The sequence below is a fragment of the Micromonospora aridisoli genome (assembly GCF_056150025.1).
Genome location: NZ_JAXCFK010000166.1, coordinates 1 through 533, shown reverse-complemented (window position 1 = coordinate 533; position 533 = coordinate 1). Strand labels below are relative to the sequence as shown.

At 69.6% G+C, this 533-nt stretch carries 1 protein-coding gene; it reads left to right on the top strand.

The window, feature by feature from the left end:
• On the top strand, window positions 1-309 hold a 309-nt coding region (locus SM447_RS29910), incomplete at its 5' end, for an amidohydrolase family protein (RefSeq protein WP_474576211.1).
• Between the last annotated feature and the right edge of the window lie 224 nt (window positions 310-533).

Below are 533 nucleotides of genomic sequence, written 5' to 3'. Positions count from 1 at the left end.
CAGCACGTGCAGGACCTGCTCTTCGCCGCCTGGGGCTGCCCGAACATCCACGTCGACACCTCGGGGTCGAACCAGTGGGTGCGCTGGATGCCGTACAAGCTGACGCTGGAGGAGCTGTTCCGGCGCTGCTACGAGACCATCGGCCCGCACCGGATCGTGTTCGGCAGCGACTCGTCCTGGTTCCCGCGCGGGTACGTGACCCGCTACCTCGACGACCAACTGCGCATCTGCCGTGAGCTGGGCATGCCCGACGACCACCTGCGCGCGATCTTCGCCGGCAACGCCGAACGCCTGCTCGGCGACCGCTGACCGGCGACCCCGCGCGAGGGGGCGCGAGCCCCGCCACGGCCTGGAACAAGTAAGGATCTCCACCCTGAGCACGCCCGCCCTGACCACGTACCAGCGACACCACCTGCGTCCCACCTACGACCACCACGTCGGGCACCTCTTCCCGGCCATGGTGCGGGCCAGCCAGGCACACGTGGTGATGCTGACAGAGCAGGGGCTGATTCCGCCCGATCGGGGCGCCCGAC